The sequence below is a fragment of the Rhizobium sp. MHM7A genome (genome assembly GCF_005862215.1).
GTDB lineage: Bacteria > Pseudomonadota > Alphaproteobacteria > Rhizobiales > Rhizobiaceae > Rhizobium > Rhizobium bangladeshense.
Window position 1 is genome coordinate 622,016 of sequence record NZ_VCHT01000003.1, and the last position, 7,168, is coordinate 629,183.

At 61.0% G+C, this 7,168-nt stretch carries 8 protein-coding genes; 2 read left to right on the plus strand and 6 right to left on the minus strand.

The genetic code is table 11. From position 1 onward, the window contains the following. Positions 1 to 32: 32 nt before the first annotated feature. The 3 genes from FFR93_RS15955 to FFR93_RS15965 all read right to left on the minus strand — a co-directional run bounded on the left by FFR93_RS15955 (position 33) and on the right by FFR93_RS15965 (position 3,793). On the minus strand, positions 33 to 1,082 hold the full coding sequence (locus tag FFR93_RS15955) for a M48 family metallopeptidase (protein WP_138393910.1): 1,050 nt from the start codon (positions 1,080 to 1,082) through the stop codon (positions 33 to 35). Continuing rightward, a complete protein-coding gene (locus tag FFR93_RS15960; protein ID WP_138393911.1) occupies positions 1,072 to 2,139 on the minus strand; it encodes a YjgN family protein in 1,068 nt (355 codons plus the stop codon). Before FFR93_RS15960 ends, FFR93_RS15955 begins: the two co-directional genes overlap by 11 nt. A 157-nt stretch (positions 2,140 to 2,296) precedes the next feature. Next, positions 2,297 to 3,793, minus strand: a complete 1,497-nt coding sequence (locus FFR93_RS15965) for a CoA-acylating methylmalonate-semialdehyde dehydrogenase (RefSeq protein WP_138393912.1) — start codon at positions 3,791 to 3,793, stop codon at positions 2,297 to 2,299. A 166-nt stretch (positions 3,794 to 3,959) separates the two neighbouring features. On the opposite strand from FFR93_RS15965, the gene FFR93_RS15970 reads away from it, so the two are divergent. Then, positions 3,960 to 4,274: an antibiotic biosynthesis monooxygenase gene (locus tag FFR93_RS15970; protein WP_138393913.1), complete on the plus strand. Its 315-nt coding sequence runs from the start codon at positions 3,960 to 3,962 to the stop codon at positions 4,272 to 4,274. Then, positions 4,271 to 5,152, plus strand: coding sequence for a LysR family transcriptional regulator (locus FFR93_RS15975; RefSeq protein WP_138393914.1), 882 nt, complete (start codon positions 4,271 to 4,273; stop codon positions 5,150 to 5,152). The genes FFR93_RS15970 and FFR93_RS15975 overlap by 4 nt, the downstream gene beginning before the upstream one ends. Here the strand turns inward: FFR93_RS15975 and FFR93_RS15980 are convergent. The 3 genes from FFR93_RS15980 to FFR93_RS15990 all read right to left on the minus strand — a co-directional run. After that, positions 5,124 to 5,315: a hypothetical protein gene (locus FFR93_RS15980; RefSeq protein WP_082928013.1), complete on the minus strand. Its 192-nt coding sequence runs from the start codon at positions 5,313 to 5,315 to the stop codon at positions 5,124 to 5,126. The two genes, FFR93_RS15975 and FFR93_RS15980, sit on opposite strands and share 29 nt — an antisense overlap. A 45-nt stretch (positions 5,316 to 5,360) precedes the next feature. Continuing rightward, the gene (locus FFR93_RS15985) at positions 5,361 to 5,798 is read right to left on the minus strand and encodes a DUF4174 domain-containing protein (protein ID WP_138393915.1); all 438 of its coding nucleotides are present in this window, start codon (positions 5,796 to 5,798) and stop codon (positions 5,361 to 5,363) included. Positions 5,799 to 6,214: 416 nt separating this feature from the next. Beyond that, a partial coding sequence (locus tag FFR93_RS15990; protein WP_138393916.1) for a calcium-binding protein occupies positions 6,215 to 7,168 on the minus strand: 954 nt, incomplete at its 5' end.

Consider the following 7,168-nt stretch of genomic DNA (forward strand, 5'->3'; position numbering starts at 1 on the left):
GCATTCAGCTTATGAGGCCATTTGCCGCGACGTCAATCCTGCTTCAGAGTACCGGCATAATCCAGGATCGCCTGCTTGCGCTCAGGCGTGCCCGGATGAGTGGACAGCATGCTGGTGTGGGAGCGATCGCCGAGTTTTTCCTCCAGCAGGTCGAAAAACCGGGCGATCGCAGCCGGATCCATGCCGGCCTTGCGCATCAGTTCGACGGACCGCCGGTCGGCTTCGGCCTCTGCGCTGCGGGAATAGGACAATGCGAGCAGGCCACCGCCTTGGGTCAGGATATCCTCGACACCGGAGCCAACATCGCCAGCAATCAGCATGACGAGACCGGCAACGCCCGCGGCGCGATAGAGCTGCCTGAGGCTATGCTTGAATTCGACATGACCGACCTCATGAGCGAGAACGCCTGCGATCATCTCATCGTCGCCACCCGCGAGTTCCACCAACTGGTCGGTGATGATGATGTTGCCGTCGGGAAGCGCGAAAGCATTGGGACCGATCAGGCCGCCGTCGCGGAAATTCAGCACGTAACGCTCGGCGCCGGCTTGGGCATTGGCGGCAACCCGGCGAAAGCGAGCGGCGATTTCGGCCTGCCGCACGCCCGTCAGCCGACTTGGAGACAGGGCCGTCCTATCCAGCGTGTTGAGAGCGCCATAAGACATAGTCTCGGAGACGACGGGTGGCGTCACGAGGATGGCGACTTCGACGAGGGCGGGCAATGCATAACGATAGATGCCGACGGCGAGCAGAACGACAGCGATCGCGAAGACGAAGAGACGAGGATGAAACTCCTCCAGCCGATGCACCCATCCGCTTCTACCGCCGGCGCGAAGGAAAGTATCGATCGCCTCGTTGTCGGCGCTTTCGAAGACCGAGCCGTCAGCAAAGACCGCGCGCCGCGGGATCGACCCGACGCGCGGCGTGAAGGAGACTTGCGCAACATCGCCGTCAGCAAGAATTGCGTCTTCTGCGGTCACGGCGACCAGGCGGCCGCCGCGCGACAGCAGGCGCGCGGGAACGGCGCCGCTCGAATGCGGCGGATACCATTCCCCTCTCGCAATGGCTTCGCCTTCAAAAACCAAAATCGATACCTTCCATGCTCATATATTCCGAACTGATGGCAGCGCCGCTGGCCTGAAACTGCGTGAAAACCTCGCCGATCTCGCCCTCGATGCGAATTGCCGTGTGCTCGGTGACATAACGCGCCAACCGAACCGCCGCCCAGGGGCGCATCAGACCGAGGGTGAGCACCGTCACCACGACGTTCGATATGGCGATCCAGGCATAACGTGCACGGGAAAGATCGCTCCGCAAGACATGCCGGCCGTCGATCTGCGTCGATGACCAGACGATGTTGTGGACGGCTGCCCGATAGATGAGGCCGGCAAGGCCGTAGATGATAAAGAGGCCGAAGAGGCTCAAATAGATTGCCCCAAGGAGAGCCACCTCTTCGATCGAGCCGCCGCCGCCGGGGTCCACTACGAACATAAGTATAAGCAGTCCGACCAGCATGACACCGCCCAGCACGACCATCAGGGCCGGGACGAGAAGCGCGCCGTAAAGCGCGCCGATCTTAGGATCCGTTTGGAACGGTCGGTCGCCGTAGCGGAGATTGTTGAAGATATAGCGGTTGAGCCATCGGCTGGCGAAGGGCGCAAGCAGGCCGAGCGACAGGAAAGCGACGAGGCTTCCGAGCAACACGGAGACGAAGGCGCCGCCGGCGGTGCCGATGAAATCAAACCGCACATTTCGATAGCTGGTCACGCGAGCGTTGAAACGAAGGCCCCTGACGATCAGCCAGGGCAGAGCGATAAGCACCAGGATCGTGGTCACGACAGAGAACAACGGATGGATCGCCGCCAGAATGTTGGCCACCACAATGAAGGCGAAGACGATGACGCGGCCGATGAAGATCTGCTTGCCGGTGGCGTGATATTCGAAGCTGCGGCCAAGCAGGGCGGTGTTGCCGTAGAAGTAGCGGTTTCGCCGCACTTTCGCCCAGGCGGAATAGATGCCGAGCGTTACGATCGTCAGCAGGACATTGACAATCCAGATGCCGAAATATTCCGACGCCGTGCCGGTGAACCGGGCACGTTCGAACGCGTTTGCCGCGGAGTCCGCGGACACTCTGTTATCCATGATCTTTGCTTCCCCCAGCGTGTCGAACCCGGCACCCGTGATGAGAATCGCGCGGCGGGCCCATTATCTGAAGAGCAAAGAGGCCCAGAAATCAACAACCTTAAATCGAAAACGGGGGCCGAAAGGCCCCCGAATTGCAGATCGATCTCTCGTGAGATTATTTCATGGTCGGCATGACGAATTCGGCGCCGCTCTTGATGCCGGAGGGCCAGCGGGCGGTGACGGTCTTGGTCTTCGTCCAGAACTTGATCGAATCCGTGCCGTGTTGGTTGAGGTCGCCGAAGCTCGATGCCTTCCAGCCGCCGAAGGAGTGGTAGGCGAGCGGAACCGGGATCGGAACGTTGATGCCGATCATGCCGATATTGATGCGCGAGGCAAAATCGCGGGCGGCATCGCCGTCGCGGGTGTAGATCGCGACGCCGTTGCCATATTCGTGCTTCATCGGCAGCGACAGCGCTTCCTCATAGTTCTGGGCGCGAACGACGGAGAGGACAGGCCCGAAAATCTCGGTCTTGTAGATATCCATGTCAGGCGTGACGTGATCGAACAGGCAGCCGCCGACGAAATAGCCGTCTTCATAGCCTTGGAGCTTGAAATCGCGGCCATCGACCACGAGCTTGGCGCCCTCCTCGACGCCGCGGTCGATCAGACCGCGAACGCGGGTATAGGCTTCCTTGGTGACGAGCGGACCCATGTCGGCCTTCTCGTCGGTGTAGGGGCCGATGCGCAGCGATTCGATCTTCGGCGTCAGCTTTTCGACGAGGCGGTTGGCGGTCTCTTCACCGACCGGAACGGCAACCGAGATCGCCATGCAGCGCTCGCCGGCCGAACCATAGCCTGCGCCCATCAGCGCGTTGACGGCCTGGTCCATGTCGGCGTCCGGCATAATGATCATATGGTTCTTGGCGCCGCCGAAACATTGGGCGCGCTTACCGTTCATCGCCGCCGTGCCGTAGACGTAGCGGGCGATCGGCGTCGAGCCGACGAAGGAGACGGCGCCGATATCGGGATCGGTGAGGATAGCGTCGACGGCACCCTTGTCGCCGTTGACTACGTTGAGGATGCCGGCCGGCAATCCGGCCTCGATCATCAGTTCGGCGAGGCGGATCGGCAGAGAGGGATCACGCTCGGAAGGCTTCAGGATGAAGGCATTGCCGCAGGCAATCGCCGGCGCGAACATCCACATCGGGATCATGCCCGGGAAATTGAAAGGCGTGATGCCGGCGCCGATGCCGACCGGCTGGCGAATCGAATACATGTCGATCGCCGGACCCGCGCCCTCGGTGAACTCGCCCTTGGCGAGATGCGGGATGCCGCAGACGAATTCGCAGACTTCGAGGCCGCGAACGACGTCGCCCTTGGCATCCTCGATCGTCTTGCCGTGTTCCTTGGAGAGCATTTCGGCAAGCTCGTCCATGTGCTTGTTCAGGAGTTCGACGAACTTGAAGAAAACGCGAGCGCGGCGCTGCGGGTTGGTGGCCGCCCATTTCGGCTGCGCGGCCTTGGCGTTCTCGACTGCGGCGCGCAGTTCCTCGACGCTGGCGAGCGCCACCGTTGCCTGCACTTCGCCGGTCGCCGGATTGTAGACGTTGCTGACGCGGCCGCTGGTGCCGGCGACTTGCTTGCCGCCGATGAAATGTCCGATCTCACGCATGGATGTTCCTCCTGTTTGGATGGCCCACAATTGCACTTCAATTTGCACAAATCAATCCGCTGATATAAGCAACCGTTGTGCGCATTTTGTAGCCCAGATGCAGGCGCTGCTGCTTCCAAACTTGGCACGGCATGCGGACAAGTCAAACTCAGCGGAGGATAAACCGATGAAGCAAAATCCAGTCGTGCGAATGGCGGAGCTGGAGATCGCCGCGGAGAGGCTCGAAGCCTATTGCGCATTGCTCAAGGAGGAAATAGAGGCTTCGGTCGCGCTTGAAGACGGGGTTCTCTCGCTCAGCGCCGTTGCCATCCGCGAAGCTCCGCACCGCGTTCGCATTCTCGAAGTCTACGCCGACCAGGAAGCCTACGAGGCGCATCTGCTGACCCCGCATTTCCTCAAATATAAGAGCGAGACGGCCGGCATGGTGACGTCGCTGACGCTTATCGATGTCGATCCGATTGCAATGCGGGCCAAAAGATGAACTGGGACGACGTTCGCATCTTCCTCGCCGTTGCCCGAACCGGGCAGATCCTCGCCGCTTCGAAGCGATTGGGGCTTAACCACGCCACCCTTTCGCGCCGGCTGACCTCACTCGAAGAGGCGCTGAAGACGCGGCTGTTCGTGCGCCGGACGAATGGCTGCGAGCTGACGGCCGAAGGCGGCATCTTCCTGCACGCCGCCGAACGGATGGAAACCGAAATGCTCGCGGCGCAGGCCAATCTCGGCCATACCGATACGGCGATCGCCGGGACGGTGCGCGTCGGCGCGCCCGATGGTTTCGGCGTCTCCTTTCTTGCGCCGCGCATGGGCAGGCTGATCGAGCGCCACCCGGAGCTGAAGATCCAGCTGGTGCCCGTGCCGCGCTCCTTCTCGCTGTCGCAGCGCGAGGCCGATATCGCGATCACGCTGGAACGTCCCGAGCAGGGCCGGCTCGTCTCCTCCAAGCTTACGGACTACACGCTCGGCCTCTATGCCTCGCGCGACTACCTCGCGTCAAACGGCAGACCCGGCCACGTCGAGGCGCTTAAGGCGCATCCGCGCATCGGCTATGTCGAGGACCTGATCTTCACCGCCTCGCTGAATTTCTCCGGCGTGGTGATGCGAAGCTGGGATGCAAGCTTCGAGATTTCGACGGCGATCGGCCAGACCGAGGCGGTGCGGTCAGGCGCCGGCATCGGCATCCTGCATGACTATATTGCCCGGCAATATCCGGAGCTCGAGCGTATCCTGCCAGAGGTTTCAATCCGGCGCGGCTATTGGACGACCTATCACGAAACGGCGCGGGACCTCGTTCGCGTCCGCAGCGTCGTCGACTTCCTGCAGGAACTCGTTAGCGCCGAGCGGCAGATATTCCTTTAACCCCGGAGACGTGCTTGGCAGGCTCATCGTTCTCATCCGGGTTCGGAACCGGTGCCTCGTCCGGGAGCCTGTCCGGCTCCGGTTCGGTGATCGGCGGCACCGGTTTCCAGCCGGGTGCCGGCATCGGCGGCTGATCGGGAATGGGCTCGTTGGGCACGGACATGACCGCCTCCCTTTCGTGACGTTGGTTTTGCGCGGTGTCGCCGGGCTACCTGTCAGGCCTCAGCGTTTCGGCAGCACGCATCGGCATGCTGTCGATGATGGCGAAGAGTTCGCCACTGGTGATCGGCTCGCTGACCTTCAGCTTGACAGTTCCGTCCTTGCCGAGCAGGAAGGCGGCAAACTCGCCCGCCTCCGGCGCCTCGAGATCACGGCGGATCGCTTCGCCGTCGAGGTCATCGGCAGCGCCGAAAAGCGCCCGCACCGCGCCGGCCGAGACCTTCAGCACCACCATGTCGCGCTGATCGAGCGCGCTGCGGTCGGACAGCAGCTGGTTCTCCTGGCGCGCCGCGCGGGCATTATCCTTGTCGGCGAAGAGAATGAAGACGCGGTTCTTCCACTGGAAAGCGGCAAGGCTTTCGATCGGCGCATAGGCACTGTTAGATCTATCGATCTTGGTCGCGCCGTAGAGAAGGGTTTTCGACATGCGTATTTCTCCCGTCAGCTTGGAGAACGGCCCGACATGGGACGGGTTCCATCTAATCGACAGGATCCTGGTTTTCGTTCCTGCACTGGGAGGCGGCACGTGCTTCCAGATATCACCTCGCGAACCTCTTGAGAGGCCGGCCACGGCGCGTGATACTCAAAACTTCTCAGGATTTATCTTTAAGCTCGCGCGACGGAACTCATTCAGCTGTCGCGAATTGCGGCTGGCGAATGACACGGGCGAAAATGTATCTCAGAAGCGGCAACACTGCCGTTGCCACCTCGCTGGAGTGCCCACCAATGGTCGAAAGAACTCGCCCGTAACAACGTACGTCAATATCGGCCGAAATTGACACACGCCCTTACGGATTCGGCCCCCTTCCCGTCAAACAAGGTGCCGCGAGGTTCAAGGAAAGATCATGCAAACAAGAAGTCCCACGACTGCAGGCTTGAAAGAGCAACATTCCTTAACGTTATGGTGTTGTCGGAATCGGCAGTGATAATCGTATCATTCCCGGATTGCTCAGTTGCCGCAAAAAGTGCATCCCAGTCGGCGAAAATGTTGTGATCGATCCAGATTGCGTCATGTGCGGAGCCGGTTGCCACGAAATTTGTGATCGTGTCATGGCCCCAGTTGGCCGAATAAATGAAGACGTCGGCCGCCGCTCCACCAGTGAGGATATCATTGCCGGCGCCGCCCGTGAGCGTGTTAGAACCACTGCCGCCGACGATAACGTTGTTCAGCGCATTCCCTGTTCCGGCAAACGGCCCCGTTCCGATAAATGTGAGGTTCTCGACATTGGTCCCCAGTGTGTAGGCGGCCAGTGTCGTGCGAACCGTATCGGTCCCTGCGTCGGCGGCTTCGGTGACGATGTCGCCGGCATCGTCGAGGATATAGGTGTCGTTGCCACTCCCGCCGATCAAAGTGTCCGCACCAGCTCCGCCATTCAGCGTGTCATTGCCGGCGCCGCCGGTGATCGTATTGGCCAGCGTATTGCCGGCGCCGCTGAAGTTGGCGGATCCAGTATAGGTCAGGTTCTCGACATTGTTGCCGAGCATATAGCTGGCAAGCGCCGTCCGGACCGTGTCCGTCCCCTCGTTGGCATTCTCGATCACGGTATCAGTCGCAATGTCGACCACATAGATGTCGTCGCCAATCCCACCCAACATCGTGTCGGAACCAGCCCCGCCATTCAGCGTATCGTTGCCCGCAGCGCCTATAAGCTTGTCGGCGGCGACACCACCTGTGATGATGTTGTCGAGCAGATTCCCTGCCCCGGTAAAGGCTGCCGTTCCGATGTAGGTGAGGTTCTCGACATTGGCAGCCAATGTGTGGGCACTCAGGTTCGTGCGAACCGTGTCGATCCCCTC

Bases quoted from the DNA above. Each gene is read 5' to 3' on its own strand.
- FFR93_RS15960 (WP_138393911.1), bottom strand. From the start codon at position 2,139: ATGGATAACAGAGTGTCCGCGGACTCCGCGGCAAACGCGTTCGAACGT.
- FFR93_RS15965 (WP_138393912.1), bottom strand. From the start codon at position 3,793: ATGCGTGAGATCGGACATTTCATCGGCGGCAAGCAAGTCGCCGGCACC.
- FFR93_RS15970 (WP_138393913.1), top strand. From the start codon at position 3,960: ATGAAGCAAAATCCAGTCGTGCGAATGGCGGAGCTGGAGATCGCCGCG.
- FFR93_RS15975 (WP_138393914.1), top strand. From the start codon at position 4,271: ATGAACTGGGACGACGTTCGCATCTTCCTCGCCGTTGCCCGAACCGGG.
- FFR93_RS15980 (WP_082928013.1), bottom strand. From the start codon at position 5,315: ATGTCCGTGCCCAACGAGCCCATTCCCGATCAGCCGCCGATGCCGGCA.
- FFR93_RS15985 (WP_138393915.1), bottom strand. From the start codon at position 5,798: ATGTCGAAAACCCTTCTCTACGGCGCGACCAAGATCGATAGATCTAAC.